The 23,492-nt window shown below is 72.1% G+C and carries 21 protein-coding genes; 14 read left to right on the top strand and 7 right to left on the bottom strand.

Annotation, left to right across the window (positions count from 1 at the left end):
• Positions 1-220: 220 nt before the first annotated feature.
• A complete protein-coding gene (locus BJ964_RS20690) occupies positions 221-832 on the top strand; it encodes a hypothetical protein (RefSeq protein ID WP_188122199.1) in 612 nt (203 codons plus the stop codon).
• Here the strand turns inward: BJ964_RS20690 and BJ964_RS20685 are convergent, their stop codons facing one another.
• Positions 833-1,366, bottom strand: coding sequence for a TetR/AcrR family transcriptional regulator (locus BJ964_RS20685; protein WP_188122198.1), 534 nt, complete (start codon positions 1,364-1,366; stop codon positions 833-835). It abuts the gene before it with no gap.
• Positions 1,367-1,462: 96 nt separating this feature from the next.
• On the opposite strand from BJ964_RS20685, the gene BJ964_RS20680 reads away from it, so the two are divergent.
• The 5 genes from BJ964_RS20680 to BJ964_RS20660 all read left to right on the top strand — a co-directional run bounded on the left by BJ964_RS20680 (position 1,463) and on the right by BJ964_RS20660 (position 6,386).
• The gene (locus BJ964_RS20680) at positions 1,463-2,662 is read left to right on the top strand and encodes an FAD-dependent monooxygenase (RefSeq protein ID WP_188122197.1); all 1,200 of its coding nucleotides are present in this window, start codon (positions 1,463-1,465) and stop codon (positions 2,660-2,662) included.
• A 175-nt stretch (positions 2,663-2,837) separates the two neighbouring features.
• Positions 2,838-5,048 (top strand): sensor histidine kinase, encoded by a 2,211-nt coding sequence (locus tag BJ964_RS20675; RefSeq protein WP_229807413.1) that lies wholly within the window; start codon positions 2,838-2,840, stop codon positions 5,046-5,048.
• A gap of 12 nt (positions 5,049-5,060) precedes the next feature.
• Positions 5,061-5,486: a roadblock/LC7 domain-containing protein gene (locus BJ964_RS20670; protein WP_183218178.1), complete on the top strand. Its 426-nt coding sequence runs from the start codon at positions 5,061-5,063 to the stop codon at positions 5,484-5,486.
• Entirely contained in the window at positions 5,483-5,812 is a 330-nt protein-coding gene (locus BJ964_RS20665) for a DUF742 domain-containing protein (protein ID WP_188122195.1), read from the top strand. Before BJ964_RS20670 ends, BJ964_RS20665 begins: the two co-directional genes overlap by 4 nt.
• A gap of 4 nt (positions 5,813-5,816) precedes the next feature.
• On the top strand, positions 5,817-6,386 hold the full coding sequence (locus BJ964_RS20660; RefSeq protein ID WP_188127060.1) for a GTP-binding protein: 570 nt from the start codon (positions 5,817-5,819) through the stop codon (positions 6,384-6,386).
• On the opposite strand, the gene BJ964_RS20655 is transcribed toward BJ964_RS20660, so the two are convergent.
• Positions 6,340-6,957, bottom strand: coding sequence for an acyltransferase (locus BJ964_RS20655; RefSeq protein WP_188122194.1), 618 nt, complete (start codon positions 6,955-6,957; stop codon positions 6,340-6,342). The two genes, BJ964_RS20660 and BJ964_RS20655, sit on opposite strands and share 47 nt — an antisense overlap.
• A gap of 232 nt (positions 6,958-7,189) precedes the next feature.
• Between BJ964_RS20655 and BJ964_RS49130 the strand changes: the two genes are divergently transcribed.
• The 8 genes from BJ964_RS49130 to BJ964_RS20615 are packed head-to-tail and all read left to right on the top strand — an operon-like array spanning position 7,190 to position 15,506.
• The gene (locus BJ964_RS49130) at positions 7,190-8,257 is read left to right on the top strand and encodes a Gfo/Idh/MocA family protein (protein ID WP_229807412.1); all 1,068 of its coding nucleotides are present in this window, start codon (positions 7,190-7,192) and stop codon (positions 8,255-8,257) included.
• Positions 8,254-9,219, top strand: a complete 966-nt coding sequence (locus tag BJ964_RS20645) for an NAD-dependent epimerase/dehydratase family protein (protein WP_203832915.1) — start codon at positions 8,254-8,256, stop codon at positions 9,217-9,219. The genes BJ964_RS49130 and BJ964_RS20645 overlap by 4 nt, the downstream gene beginning before the upstream one ends.
• A complete protein-coding gene (locus BJ964_RS20640) occupies positions 9,201-10,340 on the top strand; it encodes a DegT/DnrJ/EryC1/StrS family aminotransferase (RefSeq protein WP_229807411.1) in 1,140 nt (379 codons plus the stop codon). The genes BJ964_RS20645 and BJ964_RS20640 overlap by 19 nt, the downstream gene beginning before the upstream one ends.
• On the top strand, positions 10,337-10,984 hold the full coding sequence (locus BJ964_RS20635) for an acetyltransferase (RefSeq protein ID WP_188122193.1): 648 nt from the start codon (positions 10,337-10,339) through the stop codon (positions 10,982-10,984). Before BJ964_RS20640 ends, BJ964_RS20635 begins: the two co-directional genes overlap by 4 nt.
• On the top strand, positions 10,981-12,078 hold the full coding sequence (locus tag BJ964_RS20630) for a DegT/DnrJ/EryC1/StrS family aminotransferase (protein ID WP_188122192.1): 1,098 nt from the start codon (positions 10,981-10,983) through the stop codon (positions 12,076-12,078). The genes BJ964_RS20635 and BJ964_RS20630 overlap by 4 nt, the downstream gene beginning before the upstream one ends.
• Before the next feature lie 13 nt (positions 12,079-12,091).
• Entirely contained in the window at positions 12,092-13,318 is a 1,227-nt protein-coding gene (locus BJ964_RS20625; protein WP_203832916.1) for an MFS transporter, read from the top strand.
• Entirely contained in the window at positions 13,315-14,346 is a 1,032-nt protein-coding gene (locus tag BJ964_RS20620) for a TolB-like translocation protein (RefSeq protein WP_203832917.1), read from the top strand. Before BJ964_RS20625 ends, BJ964_RS20620 begins: the two co-directional genes overlap by 4 nt.
• Positions 14,346-15,506, top strand: coding sequence for a glycosyltransferase family 4 protein (locus tag BJ964_RS20615; protein ID WP_188122190.1), 1,161 nt, complete (start codon positions 14,346-14,348; stop codon positions 15,504-15,506). The genes BJ964_RS20620 and BJ964_RS20615 overlap by 1 nt, the downstream gene beginning before the upstream one ends.
• On the opposite strand, the gene BJ964_RS20610 is transcribed toward BJ964_RS20615, so the two are convergent.
• From BJ964_RS20610 to BJ964_RS49125, 5 genes are all read right to left on the bottom strand, one after another.
• Positions 15,479-16,711 (bottom strand): rhamnosyltransferase WsaF family glycosyltransferase, encoded by a 1,233-nt coding sequence (locus tag BJ964_RS20610; protein ID WP_188122189.1) that lies wholly within the window; start codon positions 16,709-16,711, stop codon positions 15,479-15,481. The two genes, BJ964_RS20615 and BJ964_RS20610, sit on opposite strands and share 28 nt — an antisense overlap.
• Positions 16,708-17,538 carry an ABC transporter permease gene (locus BJ964_RS20605; RefSeq protein ID WP_188122188.1) on the bottom strand — a complete coding sequence of 277 codons (831 nt, stop codon included), beginning with the start codon at positions 17,536-17,538 and terminating at the stop codon, positions 16,708-16,710. Before BJ964_RS20605 ends, BJ964_RS20610 begins: the two co-directional genes overlap by 4 nt.
• Positions 17,535-18,542, bottom strand: a complete 1,008-nt coding sequence (locus tag BJ964_RS20600) for an ABC transporter ATP-binding protein (RefSeq protein WP_188122187.1) — start codon at positions 18,540-18,542, stop codon at positions 17,535-17,537. The genes BJ964_RS20605 and BJ964_RS20600 overlap by 4 nt, the downstream gene beginning before the upstream one ends.
• Positions 18,539-19,627, bottom strand: coding sequence for a glycosyltransferase family 2 protein (locus tag BJ964_RS20595; RefSeq protein ID WP_188122186.1), 1,089 nt, complete (start codon positions 19,625-19,627; stop codon positions 18,539-18,541). The genes BJ964_RS20600 and BJ964_RS20595 overlap by 4 nt, the downstream gene beginning before the upstream one ends.
• Positions 19,628-19,755: 128 nt before the next feature.
• Positions 19,756-23,457 (bottom strand): DUF4082 domain-containing protein, encoded by a 3,702-nt coding sequence (locus BJ964_RS49125; protein ID WP_188122185.1) that lies wholly within the window; start codon positions 23,455-23,457, stop codon positions 19,756-19,758.
• Between the last annotated feature and the right edge of the window lie 35 nt (positions 23,458-23,492).

Here is a 23,492-nt window from a genome sequence, read left to right as displayed (position 1 = left end):
GCATCAGCCCGGTGGTCGCGCTGCGGCCTGGAGTGGGCAAACGGTTGCGGGGAGCCGCGGTTCGGGGGTGGTGCGGTTGGCGGGCGCTCAGTCCCGTACCGGAAGATCGGTATTGATCTTTGGTTGTTATTTTTCCGTTACCGATGGTCCAGAACCTCGGTGGGTGGGCGCGCATCGCACCTGATGTCAGCATGGGGCGGGAACGGAATCGGGGAGCGAGATGCGCAAGGTGGGGTTGGCCGCGGTGATGGTGGCTGCGGCTTTCGTGACGGGTGGCTGTGGGCAGAGTGTGGAGCGGCTCGACGGGGCTGCCGCTCCGGACGGTGTCGGGGCGACCTCGCCGTCACCTTCGGTAACGCCGTCGCCATCACCTTCGGCGAAGCCGACGGTGACGCGGACCTCGGCGGCGCCGCTGGTGCTGGGGCCGCTCGGGCTCGGGAAGCTGCGACTGGGCATGACCGTGAAGGAGGCCCAGGCCACCGGGATGATCACCGGCTACCACGTCGTGAACTACGGGGCCAACTGCGGTGTCGCGGATTTCAGGGCCGGCAGCAAGGGTGGTGTCTTCTTCACGCCGAACGAGATGGGACTGTCCAACATCTACGCCTACGGCGGCATCAGCACACCGGAGGGGATCCGGCTGGGGAGCACGTATCAGGCGGTGAAGGAGGCCTATCCGGATTTCGTGTTCGTCATCGACGACCGTGCGACCGAGGGTAACGGGATCGCCGACACGCCGGGTAACAGCAAGGCGCGCTACGCCATCACCATCGACAACGGCAAGGTGACCGCGCTGGGGCTGGGCGCCGAGGGCCAGCTCTGCCAGGAGTGATCAGCGGCGCAGCATGTCGCAGGCCGCGTCGAGGACGGCCTCGCGCAGTGGGGCGGCCGGGGCGCCGGGCAGGACGACCGTGCAGTCGCCGAGGCCGCCGATCGCCATCTGGACGCGGACCACGTCGGCGAGGGCGGGATCAGAACCGGTCAGCATGGTGACGATGCGGCGGCGCCAGTCGCCGACCGCGGACGCCAGGTCGACCATCGCCAGGATGCTCGGGTCGCGCATGATCATCGCGGTGACGTCGCGGTGCCGGTACGCCGCGTCGAAGTAGGCGCCGAGCAGTTCCCGCGGGTCGGCGCCCGGCCCGAACCGGGCGAGCGCCGCCTCCACCTCGTCGATGAACGGCTGGACCAGGCTGCGGACCAGGTCGTCGCGGGACGCGAAGTGGTAGTAGAGCGCGGGTTTGGTGACGCCGACCCGCTCGGCGATCTCCCGCAGGCTGACCTGGTGCACGCCCTTGACCGCGATCAGCTCCAGGGCGGCGGCGCGGATCCGGTCGGCGGTCTCGGTGGTCCTGGCGCGGGGCACGTGCCGAAGTCTACTTACCGGAAGGTAAGTGTTGACCCTCCCCTTCGCCCGGTCGTTTACTTACCGATAGGTCAACAAACGATCGGGGGGATCGCCGTGCACGCACTGATCTCCGGCGCCAGCGTCGCCGGGCCCGTTCTCGCCTACTGGCTGCGCCGGAACGGATGGCGGGTCACCGTCGTCGAGAGGGCCGCCGACGCGCGGGCCGGGGACGGCGGGCACGCGGTCGACCTGTTCGGGCCGGCCGTCGACGTGATCGAGCGGATGGGGCTGCTCGACCGGGTGCGCGAGGCGCGTACCCGCAACGACACGATCACCCTGTTCCGGGACGGACGCGCGCCGATCACCCTGGCCACCGCCGATCTGGCCGCCGGGGTCCCCGGACGGCACATCGAGATCATGCGCGGCGTCCTCGCCGGACTGCTGCACGAGGTCACCCGCGACGACGTCGACTACCGGTTCGGGACGGTGATCGAGCGGCTGGACGGCGCCACGGCGGTGCTGTCCGATGGGGACACCGTCGACGCCGACCTGGTGGTGGGCGCGGACGGGCTGCACTCCGGGGTGCGGGCGCTGGCCTTCGGCCCGGAGGAGCGGTACCGCCGGTTCCTCGGCGCCTACCTGGCCGTCTACACGCTGCCCGACGTGCTCGGGACCGGGCCGACGGTGGCGGCGTTCACCGCACCGGGGCTGGCGGCCACCGTCTACCCGACGCTCGCGCCGGGGCTGTCCCGCGCGCTGTTCCTCGTGCGTACCGCGGAGATCCCGCACGACCGGCACGACCGGGACGCACAGAAGGGGATCCTGCGGGATCTCATCGGGGACCGGCTCGGGCCGCGGGTGGCCGCGGTGCTGGCGCATCTCGGCCCGGCCGGGGACTTCTACTTCGACGACATCTCGCAGATCCGGATGGACTCCTGGTCGCGCGGCCCGGTCACGCTCGTCGGCGACGCGGGGTACGGCCCCGGCCCGGCCGTGGGCGGCGGCACCAGCCTGGCGGCGGCCGCGGCGTACGTGCTCGCCGCCGAACTGGCCACCGGTCCGGTCGACGGCGCGCTGCGGCGTTACGAGGCGGCGCTGGCCGGCCCGGTGCGGCACAGCCGGCGGATCGGCCCGTCCGTGCTCGGCGCGATCGTGCCCCGCAACCGGACCCAGGTGTGGCTGACCGCGCAGGCCACCCGTCTGCTGCCCCGGTTGCCGGGGCCCGCACGGCGGTGGCTCACCTCGTTCGGCGGCGGGCCTGCGGCGATGCTCGACGGGCTCGTGCTGCCTCCGATGGGCGCCACCCGTTCGTAGGACCAGCCCTTCACCGCCACGCTCCGGAGCGGGAGAAACGCACAGCGTCGCTCGTTAGGGGTGTTGACCCCATGTGCACGTCCGTCAATTCTGTGCGGCGGCACGGCAGGTCTACACGGGAGCGGGGCGAGGCATGAGCCGGGGCGGGCACACGATCCGCGGTCGCATCGTCCGGATGCTGGCCTTTCCGGTCGCGGCGATGCTGCTGCTGCTCGGCGTCGTGGTGGTGGAGGAGTTCGGCAACTACCGGCTGGCGGCGCGTACCGACCGGGCGGTCACGCTGGACCTGGCCGTCCAGGCGGTGTCCCAGGAGGTGCAGAACGAGCGCGGCGTGACGCTCGGGCTGCTCGCCGGCAACGAGGGCTTCCGTGCCGAGATCGTGGCGGCACGGCAACGGGTCGACGCGCGGATCAGCTCGGTACGACAGCTGATCGCCGACGACGGCGACCTGGACGGCCAGGTGACCGAGGCGCTCGAACAGGCGACCGCGCTGACCGGGATCCGCGAGGAGGTGGACGGCGGCGGCGCCGAGCGGGGCGAGGTCTTCGAGGAGTACAACGAGGTCCTCGACGAGCTGCGCGAGGTCTACTTCGCGCTGGACAACGCCGCGGACGCCACCATGCGGCTCGGCTCCGAGTCGCTGGCCATGCTCAACCTGGCCAAGGAGGCGAGCGCACAGCAGCTGGCGTACCTCAACGGGGTGTTCTCGGCCGGCGGGTTCGAGGACGGCGAGTACCTCCGGTACGTGCGGCTGCGCGCCGACCTGGACGCCGCCCTCGCCGAGTTCGACGAGTACGCCACCCCGGAAGCGCTCGCCGCCAAGGACCGGCTGTTCGGCACGGCGCAGGCCCAGCGGGCGGCCCAGCTGGAGGCGCGGGCGCTGCGCTCCGGCGACGGGCAGACCCTGCGGATCGACGCGCAGGGCTACTGGGCCGCCATGTCCACCGTCCTCGACGACATGTCGAAGCTGGCGCAGACCATCGGCGACTCGCTGCGGGCCCGCGCCGCCGTGCTCCTCGACGAGGCCAACCTGCGGTTGGCCGGGCTCGCCGCGGTGGTCCTGCTCTGCGTCGGGATCGCCGTCTATCTGGGTACGATCGCCGCGCAGTCGGTCTCCAGCCCGCTCGCCGAACTCGCCGACGAGGCGAACCGGCTGGCCGGCGAGCGGCTGCCGGAGGCGGTGCGCCGGACCGCGGCCGGGGAGGCGACCGGGCCGCCCGGGGCGGTACGGGTCGCCGACCGGGCCAGCGCCGAGATGCGCCGGGTCGCGGACGCGTTCGAGCGGGTGCAGGCGACGGCGTACGCGCTCGCCACCGAGCAGGCCGAACTGCGCCGGGCCTCCGCCGACTCGCTGGCCAACCTGGGCCGCCGCAACCAGAACCTGCTGCGCCGTCAGCTCGGCTTCATCACCAAGCTGGAACGGGAGGAGGCCAGCCCGACCGGCCTGGCGAACCTGTTCGAGCTGGACCACCTGGCCACCCGCATGCGCCGCAACGCCGAGAGCCTGCTCGTGCTGGTCGGCGCGGCCAGCCCCCGGCAGTGGTCGCGGCCGCTGCCGCTGACCGACGTGATCCGGGCCGCGGTGTCCGAGGTGGAGGAGTACCGGCGGGTGTCGCTGCGGCGGCTGGACGAGGCCCTGGTGGCCGGGTCGGTGGCCAGCGGCCTGGCGCACATGCTCGCCGAACTGATCGAGAACGGCCTGTCGTTCTCGCCGCCGGACCTGGACGTGGAGATCCACGGCCGGCTGGTCGACGCCGGCTACCTGATCGCCATCTGCGACCAGGGCGTCGGGATGAGCGTGGACGAGCTGGAGCGGGCCAACCGGCGGCTGCGCGGTGAGGGCGACTTCCTCACGGCGCCGGCCCGGTTCCTCGGCCACTACGTGGTCGGCCGGCTGGCCGCCGAGATGGGCATCGAGGTCCAGCTGGCCCGGTCGGCGGTGACCGGGGTGACGGCCCGGGTGTCGCTGCCGGTGGGCCTGCTGGGCGGCGCCGCGGCCCTCGACGAGCCCGCGCCGGTCAGCCCGGCCGCGGCCCTGCCCGCACCCGCGCTCTCCGCCGCTCCGGAACCGCCCGTCGACTGGCCCTCCCTGCAACCGCCGGAGCCGGGGCCGTTCGCCGTGGAGGTCGACTACGTGGTCCTGGAGCAGCGGCCGCTGGTGCCCGCGCCCCGCCGGCCCAGCCACGCCGACAACGGGCACACCGTCAACGGCCTGCGACGGCGTACGCCGAGGGCACAGCGACCCAGTATCGAGCCGGCGCCGGCACTGCGACCGGAACCGTCCGCTCCGGTCCCGGATTCGCCGGAGGCGGTCCGGACCCGCCTGACCGCCCTGCGCGCGGGCATCCAGCGCGGTGCCGGCCGCGACCGGCACCGCAACCAGTGAGGAGCTTTGTCGATGAGCGTCGAGGCGACAGCGGACCGGCACCAGTGCAACTGGCTGCTCGGCAACTTCGTCCATCAGACCGACGGGGTACGCGACGCGGTGGCCGTGTCCTCCGACGGCCTGCTGATCGCCAGCTCGGAGGGGCTGAGCCGGGCCGAGGCCGACCAGTTGGGCGCCATCGTGTCCAGCATGGCCAGCCTGGCCCGCAGCGCCTCCCGCCGGTACGACTTCGAGGGACTGAAACTGATCATGATCGAGATGCACCGGGGCTTCCTGGTGATCTCGGTGATCCCGGGCGGCAGCTGCCTGGGCGTGGTGGCCGGCGGGGACAGCGACCTGGGCCTGGTCGGGTACGAGATCTCCCTGCTCGCGGACCGGTTCGGCGACCTGCTGACCCCGGCCCTGATCGCCGAATCGCGGCAGCACCTACCCCGATGAGCGAGGATCCGGTCGTTCGGCCGTTCATGCTCACCAACGGGCGCACCCAGCCGCTGCGCGACGGGCTGCGAATCGAGACCCAGCTGTACGCCGAACCGGCCGCCCTGTCCGCGCCGCTGCGGTTCGAGGCCCGCCGGATCGTCGAACTGTGCCAGCGGCCGCGGTCGATCGCCGACCTGTCGTCCGCGCTCGGCGCCCCGATGGGCGTGGTCCGCGTGATCGTCGCCGACCTGCTCACCCAGGGCCTGCTCCGGGCCGGCGAGATGCCCGGCGAGCTGACCACCGCGTTGATCGAGAGGATCAGGGATCGTGTTCGGGCGCTCTAACCCGATGGCGCCGTCGTCGCCGATGGCCGTCAAGATCGTCATCAGTGGCGGGTTCGGGGTCGGCAAGACGACCTTCGTGAGCGCCGTCTCGGAGATCGAGCCGCTGGTCACCGAGGCGGAGATGACCGAGAGGTCGATCGGGGTGGACGACACCTCGGCGGTCTCCGCCAAGACCACCACCACCGTGGCGCTGGACTTCGGCCGGATCACCCTGGACGACGCGCTGCTGCTCTACCTGTTCGGCACGCCGGGGCAGGACCGGTTCGCGTTCCTCTGGGACGACCTGGTGACCGGGGCGCTCGGCGCGATCGTGCTGGTCGACACCCGCCGGATCGAGGACTGTTTTCCGGCGATCGACTACTTCGAGGAACACGACATCCCGTTCATCATCGGGGTCAACGCGTTCGACGGGGCGCGCCGTTTCGAGCTGCCTGAGGTCCGTGACGCGCTCGGCATCGCGGAGACCATGCCGTTGCTGGAGTGCGACGCCCGTCAGCGGGACTCGGTGAAGGCGGTGCTGGTCGCGCTCACCGAACGGGTGCTGGCCCGCCGTCTGGACCGGCTGGCGGGCTGAGGACGCCGTCGCGTTCGAGGTACTCGGCGCCGGTCTCCGGGCACAGCCAGACGCCGTCGCCCTTGGCGGTCAGCGGGTGCCCGGCCCGGCCCACCCAGCCGACCCGGCGCGCCGGCACACCGACGACCAGGGCGAAGTCGGGGACGTCCGTGGTGACCACCGCGCCGGCCGCGACCAGCGCCCACCGGCCGACGGTGACCGGGGCGACGCAGACCGCCCGCGCGCCGATCGAGGCGCCCGCACCGATCGTCACACCGACCGCGGTCCAGTCGTCGCCGGTCTTGAGCCGGCCGTCCGGGGTGACGGCACGCGGGTACTCGTCGTTGGTGAGCACCGCGGCCGGGCCGACGAACACGCCGTCGCCGAGCCGGGCCGGTTCGTAGACCAGGGCGTGGTTCTGGAGCTTGCAGTTGTCGCCGAGGACCACGCCGGGACCCACGTACGCCCCCCGGCCGATGTTGCAGTCCCGCCCGATCGTGGCACGCTCACGGATCTGCGCGAGATGCCAGATCCGGGTGCCGGCGCCGATCACGGCCCGCTCGTCCACATCGGCTGTCGGTGCGACGGTCATCGTGAACCTTCCTCGTCATCGATCCGGCACAGGGTAGAGGCCGGCGCCCGGAGACGTTGTCGGCCAGCCGACATAGGAGTCCAAAATGGCCATTGAGGGGTCCCCCGATCGGCCGAAGGGTTCGCCTTGACCCCGGCTCCGCCGTAAATCCGTCAGTGATCTGGCGTCCGGCCACAAGGGATCGATAGCTTTCCCGACGGACCGCGTCCGCCACTTCGACGAACGGATTCCTGTGACCTCTCACGTGCCCGACGAGCCCATCGGCGTGGCCGTCATCGGGGCCGGCTACTGGGGCCCCAACCTCGTCCGCAACTTCCAGGGCAGCCCCGCCTTCCACCTGCGGTGGCTCTGCGACCTCGACGTCGATCGGGCCCGGAAGGTGCTCGGTGGCTACTCCACCGTCGGAGTCTCCGCCGACCTCGACGAGGTTCTCGCCGACCCGGGCGTGCACGCCGTCGCCATCGCCACCCCGGCCGGCACCCACCTGCCCGTCGCCCTGGCCGCGCTGCGCGCCGGCAAGCACGTGCTCGTGGAGAAGCCGCTCGCGGCCACCTTCGAGGAGGGCCGGCAGCTGGTCGACGAGGCCGACCGGCGCGGGCTCACCCTGATGTGCGACCACACCTACTGCTACACCCCGGCCGTGCTGCGCATCCGCGACCTGCTGGCCGCCGGCGAGCTGGGCGAGCTGCACTTCCTCGACTCGGTGCGGATCAATCTGGGCCTGGTGCAGCGCGACATCGACGTGGTGTGGGACCTGGCGCCACACGACCTGTCGATCCTCGACTTCGTGCTGCCGCCCGAGGTCCGGCCGATCGCGGTGGCGGCGCACGGCGCGGACGGGATCGGCGCCGGGCGGGCCTGCGTGGCGTACCTGACGTTGCAGCTCAGCAACGGGGCGATCGCGCACATCCACGTCAACTGGCTGTCCCCGGTGAAGGTGCGCACCGCGATCTTCGGCGGGTCGAAGCGGACCCTGGTGTGGGACGACCTGAACCCCAGCCAGCGGCTGTCGATCTACGACCGCGGGGTGGACGTGGCGTCCCCCGAGGAGCTCGGGGACGAGCAGCGGCGGGACATCCTCGTGTCGTACCGGTCCGGCGACATGGTCGCGCCCGCGCTCACCGAGCGGGAGGCGCTGCGAACCATGGTCGAGGAGTACGCGCGGGCCATCACCACCGGCACTCCCGCACTGACCGACGGCCGGTCCGGGCTGCGGGTGCTGGAGCTCCTCCAGGCGGCCTCACGCAGCCTGGCCGAGGGCGGAACCATGATCAAGCTGAGCGAAGGGCACACGGCGTGACTGGGGTACCGATCGAGGGCGCGCGCGCTCTCGTGACCGGCGGGGCGGGCACCATCGGCTCGCACGTCGTCGACGAGCTGGTGCGCGGGGGCGCCTCGGAGATCGTCGTTCTCGACAATTTCGTACGCGGGCGGCGCGACAACCTCGCGTGGGCGCTCGAATCCGGAAACGTCCGGCTCGTCGAGGGCGATATTCGGGACAACTCGCTGGTCCGGTCGCTCACCGAGGGCCAGGATCTCGTCTTCCACCTGGCCGCCATCCGGATCACCCAGTGCGCCGAGGAGCCCCGGCTCGCCAACGAGGTGCTGGTCGACGGCACCTTCAACGTGATCGAGGCGGCCGCCGACGCGGGCGTCACGAAGGTGATCGCGTCGTCGTCGGCGTCGGTCTACGGGCTCGCCGAGGAGTTCCCGACCACCGAGCGGCACCACCCGTACAACAACGACACGTTCTACGGGGCGGCGAAGGCGTTCAACGAGGCGACGCTGCGCAGCTTCAAGGCCATGAAGGACCTGGACTACGTGGCCCTGCGCTACTTCAACGTGTACGGGCCACGGATGGACATCCACGGCCTCTACACCGAGGTGCTGATCCGCTGGATGGAGCGGATCGAGGCCGGCACTCCCCCGCTGATCCTCGGCGACGGGCTGGCCACCATGGACTTCGTGCACGTCGCCGACATCGCCCGCGCCAACATCCTGGCCGCCCGGGCGGACGTCACCGACGAGGTGTTCAACATCGCCAGCCACGAGGAGACCAGCCTCAAGGAGTTGGCCGCCGCGCTCAGCGCCGTGATGAAGTCGGACCTGGCGCCGGAGCACGGGCCGGCCCGCGCGGTCAACGGCGTCACCCGCCGCCTGGCCGACATCTCCCTCGCCGAGCAGAGGCTGGGCTGGAAGCCGCAGCTCACGCTCACCGAGGGCCTCCAGGGCCTGGTCGACTGGTGGCGGTCGTCCAAGTGATCCCGGTGATGATCCCCGACCTCGGGGAGGAGGAGGCGCAGGCCGCCGCCGATGCGGTCCGCTCCGGCTGGGTCGCGCAGGGGCCGCGGGTCGCGCGGTTCGAGCAGGAGTTCGCGGCCGCGGTCGGCGCCGGGCACGGTGTGGCGGTGTCGTCCTGCACGACCGGCCTGCACCTCGCGCTGGTGCTGCTCGACATCGGGCCCGGTGACGAGGTGATCGTGCCGTCGCTGTCGTTCATCGCCACCGCGAACGCGGTCCGCTACGTGGGCGCCACCCCGGTCTTCGCCGACGTCGACCTGGCCACCGGGAACCTCACGGTGGAGACGGTCGACGCGGTGCGCACGCCGCGGACCCGGGCGGTCATCGCGGTGCACCAGGGCGGCGTGCCGTTCGACACCGTCGCGCTGCGCAAGGCCGCGGACGACTGGGGCGTCGGCCTGGTCGAGGACGCCGCGTGCGCGGCCGGATCCACCGTCTACGGCGCCCCGGCCGGCACCGGCGCGAAGGTGGCGGCCTGGTCGTTCCACCCGCGCAAGCTGATCACCACGGGTGAGGGTGGCATGGTCACCGTCGACTCCCCGGAGGCCGCGGCCCGGCTGAAGCGGCTGCGTGAGCACGGCATGAACGTGTCCGCGGCCGACCGGCACGCGTCGAAGCAGCCGGTGCTGGAGGCGTATCTGGAGACGGCCTTCAACTACCGGATGACCGACATCCAGGCCGCTGTCGGCCTGGTCCAGCTGGCCAAACTCGCCGGCCTGGTGGCTCAGCGCCGACAGCTCGCGGCCCGCTATCAGGAGCTTCTGTCGGATGTGGACGGGCTCGTCCCCGTGACCGATCCGGCCTATGGGCAGACGAACTACCAGTCGTTCTGGGTGCTGCTCGACGGGTTCCCGGTCAGCCGGGACGACGTTCTCTCCGAACTCGCGGCCAAGGGGGTGTCGGCACGCCGGGGCATCATGGCGGCGCACCTGGAGCCGGCCTACGCGGACGTGACACCGGGCCCGCTGCCGGTGACCGAGCGGATCACCCGGCAGTCGCTGATCCTGCCGCTGCACCACAGGCTGACCGAAGCCGACCAGGACCACATCGCCGGGGTGCTGCGCGAGCTGGCCGCCCGGTGAAGGACCTGGTCATCGTCGGAGCCGGTGGCTTCGCCCGGGAGACGGCCGCGGCCGCCTCCGGCTGGCGGGTCCTCGGCTTCGTCGACGACGATCCGGCGCTGCACGGGACCCAGCGCTCCGGGTTGCCGATCCTCGGGCCGGTCGACAGCGTGCTCGGGATGGACGCCGCCGTGGTGGTGTGCGTGGGCAATCCACGTGCCTACACCGCCCGGCGGCGCATCGTCGAGCGCCTCGCCCTGCCCCCACGGCGGTACGCGACCGTCGTACACCCCTCGGTGTCGATCGGCGCCGGCAGCACCGTCGGCGAGGGCACCGTCCTGCTGGCCGGCACCGTGCTGACCGCCGACGTCACCGTGGGCGCCCACGTGGCGGTCATGCCGCAGGCCGTGCTCACCCATGACGACCTGGTGGCCCCGTACGTCACGATCGCGTCCGGGGTACGGCTGGGCGGCGGGGTGGTCCTGTCCGAGGGCGCCTACATCGGCGCCGGCGCGCTGCTGCGCGAGGGCGTGACCGTCGGCGCCTGGTCCCTGGTCGGGATGGGCTCGGTCGTGCTCCGCGACGTGCCCCCGGCCGAGGTGTGGGCCGGCAGCCCGGCCCGTCTTCTCCGTAGGTCTTCCATCCCGGAAAGGCAAGTTTCATGACCCGCATCCCGCTCGTCGACCTGGCCGCCGCGCACGCGGAGGTGGCCGAGGAGGTCGAGGCCGGATTCAAGCGCACCATCGCCGACACGGCGTTCATCGGCGGGCCCGAGGTGGCCGCGTTCGAGCGGGAGTACGCCGCGTTCTCCGGGCTGCCGCACTGCATCGGCGTGGCCAACGGCACCGACGCGCTGGAGCTGGCGTTCCGGGCGGTCGGTGCCGGTCCCGGCACCGAGGTGATCCTGCCGGCCAACACGTTCATCGCCACCGCCGAGGCGGTCGCCCGCACCGGTGCCGAGGTCGTGCTGGTGGACTGCGATCCGCGTACCTATCTGATCGACGTCGAGGCGGCGCTCGCCGCGATCACGCCGCGGACCCGCGCCATCGTGCCGGTTCACCTGTACGGCCAGCTCGCCCCGGTCGAACAGCTCCGGGCCGGGATCGGCGGCCGGGACATCGTCGTCGTCGAGGACGCCGCGCAGTCGCAGGGCGCCACCCGGCACGGGCGCGGCTCCGGTGTGGACGGCATCGCGGCGACCAGCTTCTACCCCGGCAAGAACCTCGGCGCCTACGGTGACGCCGGCGCCGTCACCACCGGCTCCGAGGAGTGGGCCACCACGGTCCGCACCCTCGGCAGCCACGGTGGCCTGCGCAAATACCACCACGACCTGGTCGGCGTGAACAGCCGCCTCGACGGTCTCCAGGCGGTCGTGCTGCGCGCCAAGCTGGCCCGGCTGGCCTCGTGGAACGAGCGGCGCCGGGCCGCGGCCGCCCGCTACGACGAGCTGCTCGAAGGGCTCGGCGAGGTGATCCGCCCGGTCACCCTGGACGGCAACGTGCACGTGTGGCACATCTACTGTGTCCGGGTGCCGAACCGCGACGAGGTGCTCACGAGACTCAACGCGGCCGGGGTCGGCGCCGCCATCCACTACCCCTTCCCGGTGCACCGGACCGGCGCGTTCGCGTCGCTCGGCGGCTCGTTCCCGAACGCCGAGCGGGTGGCCCCGGAGATCCTGTCCCTGCCGATCTACCCGCAGATCACCCCGGACCAGCAGGCCCGCGTGGCCGAGGCTCTGGCCGGGGCGCTACGCCCCTGAGGAAAGCCGCACCGTGTATGTGACGATCCGGGACCGCCCGGCCGACGGAATCGGGCCCACCGCCGGGAAGGTCTCCGCGACCGTGCTGCTGCTGGGCACGGTCAGCCTGCTCACCGACGTCTCCTCCGAGATGGTGGCGTCGGTGCTGCCGCTGTACCTGACGGCGACGGTCGGGTTGAGCCCGGTGGCGTACGGCTTCCTGGACGGCGTGTACCAGGGGGTCAGCGCGTTCCTGCGCATCGCCGGCGGCTACGCCGGTGACCGTGGCGGGCAGCCCAAGTGGGTGGCCGTCGTGGGGTACGGCGCCTCCGCGATCAGCCGGATCGCCATGCTCGCGGCCACCGGATTCGCCGCCATCACCGCGGTGGTCACCGCGGACCGTCTCGGCAAGGGCCTGCGGACCGCACCCCGGGACGCGCTGATCGCCGAGGCGTCCGATCCGGCGATGCTGGGCCGCGCGTTCGGCGTGCACCGGGCCCTCGACACGATCGGCGCGGCGCTCGGACCGCTCGTCGCGTTCGCGCTGCTGTGGAGCGTGCCGGGCAGCTACGACTCGATCTTCGTGGTGTCGTTCGCGTTCGCCGTGGTAGGCGTCGCCGTACTCGTGCTGTTCGTGCCGAACCTGCGCACCACCGCCCCGTCCACCCGGACCGGCCTGCGCCGGGTGCTGCGCGAGGTGGGCGGGCGGCGACTGCGCCGGCCGCTGATCGCGGCCGGCGTGCTCGGCCTGCTCACCGTCGGCGACGGATTCCTCTACCTGGCACTCCAGGAGCGCGATGACGTCGCGGCCGTCTATTTCCCGCTCCTCTACGTGGGTACGAACATCGCCTACCTGGCGCTCGCCGTACCGATGGGGCGCCTGGCCGACCGGTTCGGCCGCGCCCGCGTCCTGGTGGCCGGGCACGGCGCCCTGCTCGCGTGCTACCTGCTGGGCGCGCTGCCGTCCGGCGGCCCCGGCCTGACGCTGGCCGTCCTGCTGCTGCTCGGGGTCTTCTACGCGGCCACCGACGGGGTCCTGCCGGCGCTGGTCAGCCCGCTGGTCCCGGCGGAGACCCGGGGCAGCGGCATCGCGGCCGCGCAGACCGTGGTGGTGCTGGCCCGGTTCGCGTCGTCGCTGACCTTCGGCGTGCTGTGGGCGGTGCGGGGGCCCGCCGTGTCGCTGCTGCTGTTCGCCGCGCTCCTGGCCGTGGCCATCCCGGTCGCGGCGTGGCTGCTGCGCGGCGCCGAGGCGTCCCGGTGAGCCTCCGCAACCGCGTCGCCGCCCTGGTCACGGTCCTGATCGTCGCCGTGGCCGGCGCCGGCGCCTACGTGTGGAAGGTGCGCCGCGACCAGGCCCGGACGGTGGCCGCCGCACCGCCGGTCCCGCCGGGCGCCGACCTGGCCACCGTGCGCGCCCAGCCGCACCTGGTGTTCCGCAGCACCGCCCTCGGCGCCGGCTACGGCAAGGTCGCGGTCGTCCCGCTCACCGCACCCGACGGGCCGCGGACGCTCACCCCCGCCTCCTGCGAACGCGTCTACGCCACCGCCGCCGACGCGATCTGTCTCTCCGCCGAACGCGGACTGGTCACCACCTACCAGGCGCGGCTGCTGGGCCCGTCGTGGACAACGGTCCGGGATCTGCCGTTGACCGGCATACCGAGCCGGGCCCGGCTGTCACGGGACGGGACGCTGGCCGCCACCACCACGTTCGTCTTCGGCGACTCCTACGCCAACCCGGGACAGTTCTCCACCCGTACCGTGGTCGCCCGGGTGGACGGCGAGGTCGTCGGCGACATCGAGAAGTTCACGCTGACCGTCGACGGCAGGGTCGTCACCGCATCGGACAAGAACCTGTGGGGCGTCACGTTCCTCGACGACGACCGGTTCTACGCGACCGCCGCGTCGGGTGCCCGGACGTGGCTGGTCGAGGGCAGCCTCTCCGCCCGTACCGTCACCGCCCTGCACGGCGACGTCGAATGCCCGTCGCTGTCACCGGACCGCACCCGGGTCGCCTTCAAGAAGCACGGCGACCTGCCCGCCGGAAAGTGGCGGCTGGCCGTCTACGACCTGCGTACCGGCGCCGAGACCCTGCTGGCCGAGACCCGCAGCGTCGACGACCAGGTCGAATGGCTCGACGACCGGACCGTCGTCTACGGACTTCCCCGGGAGACCGCCGGCACCGCGTCCAGCGACGTGTGGCGGGTCCCCGCCGACGGCACCGGCGAGCCACAGCTGCTCATCCACGACGCATGGTCGCCCGCGGTGGTCCGCGGCGAGGAAGGCTCCTGATGCGCGTCCTGTACTCGTTCCCCACCCGGCTCGGCGTCTCCGGCATCGGCATGACCGCCTGGCACCAGGTCAGCGGCGCCGCCGAACACGGCGCCGAGGTCACCGTGCTCTGCGCCAGCAACGAACGGCCGCTGCCGCCCGGCGTCCGGGTCGTCGAGACGCTGCGCCCGGCCGGGCTCAAGGTGCCGTTCCGGGTCGTCGGCTACCTGCGCGCCCTGGACTGGCACGACCGCCGGGCCGCGGCCGCCCTGCGCCGCCTCGCCGGCCGCATCGACCTGGTGCACGCCTGGCCGCTACGGTCCGAACGGCTCCTGACCACGGCCCGCCGCCTCGGGGTGCCCAGCGTCCTGGAGCGGCCGAACGCGCACACCGGATTCGCCTTCGACGCCGTCGAGAAGGTCTGCGCCGACCTCGGCATCCCGGTCGACCCGTCCAGCCCGCACGCCCGGCAACCCGGGAAGCTGGCCATCGAGGAACGCGAGTACGCGCTGGCCGACCGCCTGCTCTGCCCGTCCGACTTCGTGGCGCGCACCTTCCTCGACGCCGGCACACCGGCTTCGCGTCTGCTGCGGCACCGCTACGGCTACGACCCCGGCCGCTTCCACACCGGGGGCCGCGACGACTCCGGACGGCCGTTCACCGTCGGCTTCGTGGGACGCGGCGAACCCCGCAAGGGTCTGCACGACGCGCTCCGGGCCTGGCTGCGCTGCGGCGCCGCCGACGCCGGCGGCCGGTTCGTCATCGCCGGAAGCATCGAACCCGGCTACCGGCGGGTCATCGAGGAGCTGCTCGCCCACCCCAGCGTCACCGAAGCGGGCCACGTGCCCGATCCGGCGGCCCTCATGCGCGACTGCGACGTGCTGGTGCTGCCCTCGGTGGAGGAGGGCAGCGCCCTCGTCACCTACGAGGCCCGGGCGTGCGGGTGCGTGCTCGTGGTCTCCGACCACAGCGGCGCCCCCGGCACCGACGGCGTGGACGCGCTGTTCCACCCGGCCGGCGACGTGGACGCGCTCACCGAACGGCTGCGCTCGCTGTGGACCGATCCGGAGCTGCTAGCCCGGCTCCGCACCGAGAGTGTCCGCGGAGCCGGGGAGCTGACCTGGTCGGCGGCGGGCGCCGTGCTGACCGGCGCCTACCGGGAGGCGGCCGGCGCGCCGTAGACCTCGTCCTCGATGGTCTCCCGGGTCACCCGTTTCGCGTCGTCCCACGGCGTCGGCCGGACGCTGGCGGCGACCACCTCCGGCGCGGGCCGGTCGCCGCCGACGATCCCGCCGAGCGCCTCGGCCAGCCCGTACGCCGTCGGATGCGCCCACCGCACATGCGGGTTGTCCAGCGTCACCTTGGCGTACTCGGACTCGGCCATCACCGGCACCACACCGCACGCCAGCATCTCGTCCGGCACCAGCGACAGGTTGGTGAACGACATCGCGATCCCGGCCGCGCAGTCGTTGTAGAGGGCGGCCAGCTCCGCCGGTTTGAGCACCCCGTGGTTGACCGCCGGGAAGGGCACCTCGACCGTCGGATCGCCGAAGATGTGGATCGGCTGCTCCGGCTGCCGCCGATGGAACTCCCGCAGGGCCAGCAGACCGAGCAGGAACCCGCGGCGCGGCACGTCCCGCTTGGCGTAGAACACCACACCGGTACGCGGTTCCGGATTGGTCAGCCCGTAGATGTTCGTGTCGATCCCGAAGTTCGCCACCGCCGCCGTCACCCCGAACCGGTCGCGCAGCAGGTTCGCCAGCATCGGCCCCACCGTGATCGACCGGAACCCGAACCGGTACGTGTCCTCGGCCAGCACGTAGTGCGAGCCCCGCGGGTAGAAGAACGGCTCGAAGTCCTGGACGAAGTACAGCCGCCGGGTCGGCAGGTCGGCACGCGCGGCCAGCACGTGCGCGGTCTCCCACGCCGAGGCGACGTACGCGTCGAGCGGGGCGAGCCCGTCCGCCACCGACCGCACCTCGGCCCGTACGCCCGGCCAGTACTGCCGGATCACCCGCTCGTGCCGGGCCAGATCGCCACGGAACGGGTCGTACAGGTAGAGCACGCAGGTGTGACCGGCCGCCTCCATCCCCTCGATCATGCGGAAGAAGGTGGTGTGCCCGCCCGAGCCGGCGCCGGGCGGCGAACAGATCCAGCCGACGGTCAGCGGGGTGCCCCGATCCGGGCGCTTGCCGGGCACGGTGAGCCGCAGGTCCCGGGAGTCGGCCATGTAGTCCAGGTCGATCTGGGTCTCCAGTTCGGAGGCACCCAGCCGCCGGTAGGCGACCCGGGCGGCGCGTTGCGCGATCCCACGAACCCCGGAATCCCGGAGCAGCCGGACGGCCTCGCGGCGGCGGGCGTTGAGTCGGCGCAGGTCGGGACTCATATGCTCAGGATCCCCAGTCGGCGGGCCAGGCGCAGCGAACGGTCGAAGACGAACAGGCCGGCCACGAAGGTGACCAGGGTGAAGCCGGCCAGGATCAGGGTCGCGGCCAGCGGGGACAGTCCCTCGGCGGGCATCCCGGGCATCAGCAGCCGGCGCTCGGCGGCGATCACGTACGAATGCGGCACCAGATAGCTGGCCCAGCGGATCCAGACCGGCAGCACCTCGATCGGGAAGAGCGCGCCGCCGAGGACCGAGGCCGCGAGGCTGTACAGCATCACGACCGGCTCACCCCGCTTGAACAGCAGGATGAAGCTCGCCGCGAAGGAGCCGAGCGCGTTGCAGGCCAGGATGCCGAGGAAGAGCACCAGCAGCGCGGCGGGGATGCCGGGCGCGTGGACCGGGCCGCCGAGCATCCAGCCGAGCGCCACCATGACGCAGGCCAGCAAGGCGCCGGTGACGCTGCGCCAGATGTTCATCGCGACCGGGATGAGCGCCCACGGCACCGGCTCGACCAGGTAGGTCTCCAGGGTGCCGCGTTCCATCGCGAAGTTGAGCCGTCCGGTGAGGCCGGTCAGCGCGTCCTGGAGTCCGGCGATCACCGCGGCGCCGATGAGCATGGTCATGAACAGCTCGTCGGAGATGGTGAGGAAGGTGCTCTGGAAGTAGTAGAGCAGCACCGGGAACACCACGGCGAGATAGCGCATGATCGTCGAGGCCGGGAACATCCGTTCCTCGACCAGGTCGATCCGGATGTACGCCTCGAGCGTGTCGACGACCTTGGTGAACCGGCTGCGTTTGTGGACCGTGGCCGGGTAGACGGATGTCATGCGTGGGTTCCCCGTTCGTACACGCGGGCGATGAGGTCGCGCAGGGGCATGGGGTGCTCCCGCACGTGGCGGATCGAGGCGGCCAGCGGGCCGAGCCGGGCCAGCACCGCGCCGACCGGCTCGTCACCGGCGTGCCCGCAGCGCACCGAGGTGTCGTCGACGTGGGCCTCGAGTCCTTGAGCGGCCAGGTTGTCCGCCACGGCGTGCGCGGCGGCGGGCGTGTCGAGGACGAACTCGACGACCGGCCGGTCCCATTCGCGGCGCAGGCTGTCCAGGTCGCCCGAGTAGTTGACGCGGCCCCGGTCCATCAGCAACGCGTGTGATTGCAGGGCCTCGATCTCCTCCAGCCGGTGCGAGGAGATGAGCACCGCGAGGCGTTCCTGCTTGACCAGGTCCATGATCAGGGTGAGCAGGCCGTGCGCGGCGATCGGGTCGACGGCGCCGGTGGGCTCGTCCAGGATCAGCGCGCGCGGGCCGGGCAGCAGGGCGCGGGCGAGCCGCAGCCGCGCCCGCATGCCGGCCGAGAGGCCGGCCACGACCGACTCGGTCTGGGCGGTCAGGTTCACCGTCTCCAGGACGTACGGGATCCGCTCGGCGAGCTCACGGCGTGGCATGCCCTGGAGGCGGCCGTGCAGTTGGAGGTTCTCCTTGGAGGTGGCGCGCATGAGCAGGCTGCGGTCCTCGGACGGCATCCAGCCGACCACCTGGCGGACCTGTTCGGAGTCGCGGCCGGCGTCCAGGCCCATGATCGTGGCGGTGCCGCCGGTCGAGGTGGTGAGGCCGACCAGGATCCGGAACATGGTGGTCTTGCCGGCGCCGTTGGGACCCACGATCGCGCAGATCTCGCCGGCCCGGACGGTCAGGTCGACGCCGTCCAGTGCCTTGACCGGCTCGGTCAGGTGTGAGCGGGCGAAGATCCGCATCCATCGCGGGGTGGGTTCGTAGAGCTTCGTCAGGCCGGACAGGACGATGACGTCGTCGCCGTCCACGGAAGTGCTCGTCACAGTGACCGTACCGCCGGGGAGATGCCGGAGTGACGCCACCGGCGCCATCCGAGGTGGAGCACCGCGCGGTCGCGCAGCGCCGTGACAGGGACGGGGACGACGGGGCCGCGGCCCGCGGCGTACCGCTCGTAGGTTCGCCGTAGCGCGCTGTCCTCGGACGCCGGCCAGATCTCGCCGGCCAGCTCGGCGAGGCGGGCCAGCTGTTCGGCCTCGGCGGCGCCGGGACGGCCGCGCTCGTAGGGCCGGCAGGCCAGGATCAGGGCCTCCCGGGCCAGCGCACGGTACGCGTCGTCGCGCATCCGGCCGGCGCCGGGCAGCCGGTCGCCGTCCTCCTCGAACAGGATCCGCAGGGTGAGGTGGCGCTGCTCGACGTCGAGGACGTCGCCGGAGTACTCGCCGGTGTGCATGTTGGCCCCGTGGACCCGGTAGAACGCCTGGTCGACGCCGTTGACCCGGCCGATCGCGGCGCGGGTGCCGGCGCGCAGCCACAGGTGGTAGTCGGCGGCGTGCGGGAGCCGGGCGTCGTACCCGGAGAGGTCGCGCATGGTGCTCGCCCGCATCATCACCTCGGGGGTGTAGATGGGGTTGGTGGCGGTGCGGGTCACCCGGGCCACCCACTCCGGCCCGTCCCAGATGGACCAGGACCGCAGGCCGGTCCGCGGTGGGGGCGGGGTGTCGAAGAACCGGCGGGAGAAGCCGTACACCAGGCCGACCTCGGGGTGTGCCCGCAGCAGCGCGGCGGAGCGGGCGAGGGAGCCCTTCGCGAGCAGGTCGTCGGCGGAGAGCAGGACGACGAACTCGCCCTCGGCGGCGGCCAGACCCTCGTTGTACGTGGCGATGTGCCGTTTGTTGGTCTCGTGGGCGATCACGGTGACCCGTGGGTCCTCCGCCGCGATCCGCCGGGCCACCTCGGCGCTGCCGTCCGGTGACGCGTCGTCGACGATCAGGGCGTCGACGTCGACCTGATCGGCGTCGGCGAAGACCGTTTCGAGGCACTCGGCGAGGAAGTGGCCGTAGTTGTAACAGGGGATCACGACGGTGACCCGGGGCCGGTCCGTCAGCGCCCGGGGGGTTACCTTCCGCACCGGCCAGCCCTTCTCTCTCGGCTCACGGTGAGCCTAGTTTCGGCAGGCATCAATCTTCTTCCTGTCGTCGGAATCCCGACCGTCTGATGTGGACGAGGCCGGCACGTGCGTACCGGCCTCGTCCCCCGTCAGCTGTTCGGGATGAAGTAGACGTCGACCCAGAAGTTGTGGTTGGAGGCCGAGTTCGGGAACCCGCCGTCGTAGGTGAAGACACCTCCGGCCGGGGGCACGTGCAGCGGTGCGTTGTCGTGCCCGTTGGCGTAGGCGTTCAGGTCGGCCGAGTAGTAGCCCTTGCTCGTCCGGTACGACGCCACGAACGTGGTGTTCGCGGAGATGTCCACCGGGTTGTCGAACAGCAGCGTCTGCCAGCCGGAACCGGTCTCGTACTCGAACGTCCCGGAGGCGATCTCCTGCCCGCCGGCGGTCCACAGGGTGCCGCGGTGGGTGCCGGTGTTCTGCGTGCCCTTCCAGAACCGGATGCCGTGCACCTTGCCGGCGACGTCGGAGCGGAACTTCACACCGACCTCGATGCCCGAGTTGTCGTCGAAGTTCTCCACGGCCGGGGTGGCCGACCCGAGGATCGTCGTCGATCCGGCCGGCGGATCCGGCTGCTCGGCGGGCGGCGGCGGGCCGTCCGGCACGAACAGCGGGTCCACCCAGTAGTTGGTGGCGCCGTAGGTGCTCTCCGGCAACCGGTCACTGCCGTAGGCGTACACCCCGTTGGCGCCGGTCGCGGCGGTCATGGTGCGGTCCGGGGCGGTGCGTGCCTCGTTGAAGTAGCCGGGGTCGTAGGCGTAGTTGCCGTTCGGCGCCCAGTACGCCACCGTGTACGTCGCCCCGGCCGTCACGTCGACGGGCTGCGCGAAGTGCACGGACTGCCAGCCCGACTCCGACTCGGTGCCGAAGGTCGCCTTGGCCATCTGGCCACCGGGTCCGTAGAGGGTGCCGGTGTGGACGCCGTTGTTGCCGGGGCCCTTGTAGAACCGGACGCCGATCACCAGGCCGTCGACCGTCGGCTTGAACCGGGCGCCCAGCGTGATCGCGTCCGAGTCCCCGGACGACGCGGCGGCCGGTGTCGCGTCGGGGGCGAACAGGGTCGACACCTGGGCGTACGGCGTCGTGGTGAACGTCCACTCCAGCGGGGTGCTGGCGACGCCCTGGAGGTCCTGGGCGGTGACCCGGGCGGTGTAGGCGACCGCGGTGTCCAGCGATGCCGTCGGCCGGAAGGTCACCGAGCGGGTGTCCGCGTCGTAGACCGTGGCGCCGGGGACGGTCGTGCCGTCCGGGCGGCGCAGGGTGAACGCGATCGACGACGCGGCCAGCGGCTTGGAGAAGACCGCCATCGGCTGGGCGCCGAGCGCGACCCCGATCTCGGCGTCCTCCGGGGCGGTGGTCAGCACGGTCGGCGCCGCCGTCTCGCCGTCGACGAACGTCACGTCGACGTAGTAGTTGGCGTCGGTCGACGAGGCGATGACCGGGACGCCGTTGCCGGCCCGGAACATCCCGTTGCCGCCGGAGGTGCGGCCGCGCGGTGCGGTCAGCGGACCGGACTTCCAGTCCAGGCCGCTGAAGAAGCGGTCGTCGGCGGCGTACCGGCCGTTGGGCGCGTAGTAGCCGACGATGTACGTGGTGCCCTTGGTGACCGGGAGCGGCTTGGCGAACTTCAGCTTCTGCCAGCCGGTCGCCGTCTCGCCGGCGAACGATCCGGTCCGCAGGAGCTGGCCGGTCGACGACCACACCGAGCCGGTGTGCGAGCCGCTGTTGCCGGAGCCCTTGTAGAAACGCACTCCGGTGACCGTGCCGTCGGTGGTCGGCGTGAACCTGGTGCCGAGGGTCACGGCGGAGCCGTCGTCGGCGACCGGGACCTGCGGGACCCGCTGCCCGAACAGGGTGGTCGGGCCGTTCAGGTCGAAGGTGCGGACCGCCGGGCTGGTCCCGATGTTGCCGCTGTCGTCGATGCCGCGGGCCCGGACCACCTGGGTGGCGGCGCCGGTGGCGTAGAACTGGTAGCTCCACGAGGAGCCGCCGGTGGCCGGGTGCCAGGTCTGGCCGTCGTCGGTGGAGACCTCGACGCCGGCCACCCGGCCGCCGCCCAGGTCGGTGGCGGTGCCCTGCACGGTGACCTTCGCGCCGTTGGTCATCGCGGAGCCGGCCGCCGGCGAGGTGATCGTGGTGGTGGGCCCGACGGTGTCGGTGGAGGCGGTGGTGGCGACCAGCGCCGACATCAGCGACGTGGGTTGCACGCCCATGTCGGCCAGCAGGTTGACGGTCGCCTGCTGCATCACCCGGTCGGCCGGCTCCTGTGCCTCGCCGTCGTGCTTCTCGTCCAGGCCCCAGGCCCACTGGATGGTGCCGGCGCCGAACACCAGCGCGCCGCTGGGCGCCCGGTAGAGGGTGAGGTGGTGGGTGGTGGTGCCGGGGGCGGTCCGCAGCCCGAAGTCGAGCAGGTACTCCGGGGCCGGGCCGGTCGTGGTGGAGAGCCGGATCAGGCCCGGCGGGCGGAAGCCGTTGTCCAGGTCCTCGTCGGACTCGTAGCCGACGGTGTGGTTCGCGAGGGTGAGTGTCTCCCCGTCGTCCTGGTCGGCCGCGTCGGTGTGCCGCCAGAACCTGTTCTCGCCCTGGTCGGCGGGCACCTTGAGGGCCAGGTCGGTGTTGTTGGACATGTAGAGCACCCCGGTCAGCGCGTTCTCCGGGGTGCCGCCGTTGGACGGCGGGGTGAACCGCGGGTCACGCCAGGTGCCGGTCCACTCGGTGGACGGGTCGATCTTGTCGCCGGCCCAGGTCTCCTTGTAGCAGACCAGGGTGCGGTTCGGGGTGTTCGCGCCGTCGACGCTCGGCTCCCAGCGGGTCTTCCAGTAGACCTCGTTGCCGCTGAAGAAGGCGAGGTGGACGCCCGCGTCCCGGGCCGCCTCGACGTTCTCCCGCTCCGGGCCGGACCAGTACTCGTCGTGGCCCACCGACAGGAACGCCTTGTGGTTGCGGATCAGGTTGCCGCGGATGTCGGCGTCCAGGTCGGTGAAGTAGCTGACGTCGTAGCCGTTGCGCTCCAGGAAGCGCAGCATCGGGTACTCGTTGGCGAACAGGTAGTCGCGGCCGCCGGCCACGCCGCGCGTCTCGTACGGCCGGTTGTAGCTCAGCTTGACCGCGCGGCCCATCGGGCCGCCCCAGTAGAAGTTGGAGCCGCCGTAGGTGTTGTACGCCTGCCAGGTGGCGTCGGAGGTCTTGAAGTACAGCTTCGAGGTGCTGGCGTCGTTGCGGACCACGAACGGGATCTGGCTGGTGTCGCCGGACTCCTCGATGACCAGCTTGGCGATGAAGATGCCGGAGACGGCGCTCGCCGGCACGGTCCACGTCGCCGACACCGACCAGGTGCCGCAGTCGTAGATCTCGGTGGCGGCGTTGGTGACGCACTCGGGCTGCGGGGAGCCCAGCGGCGGGCGCAGCGTGTCCAGCTTGCGCGCGCCGTCGCCCTGGTACCAGCCGAGCCGGTAGATGTCGATGCGGTACGCCGCCGCGGCCTTGATCTTGAAGCCGATCGTCTGCCCGACGTTGACGCTGGCGTCGGTCGCGAAACCCTGAACGGTCTCGTCGCCCGAACCCCAGATGTCGTCCCACTCCTCCGACGGCGTCCCCTGCTTGCTGTTCTCGCAGACGATCGGGTTCACCGGGCTGGCGCACGGATCGGCCGCGTAGGCCGGGGCGCCGGCGACGGCGCCGGTGGAGACCATCAGCGCCACACAACTGGCGGTCGCCACCGCCGCCTTGATCACAGACTTCGTGCGGCGCGACCGCCGGGCCACCAGCCCTGGCAGGTCAAACTTCCCGATCACCGCGTCGACTCCCCCACCATTGCCCCCAAAGAACT

The sequence above is a fragment of the Actinoplanes lobatus genome, assembly GCF_014205215.1.
GTDB lineage: Bacteria > Actinomycetota > Actinomycetes > Mycobacteriales > Micromonosporaceae > Actinoplanes > Actinoplanes lobatus.
This window is presented reverse-complemented; position numbering and strand designations above follow the sequence as displayed.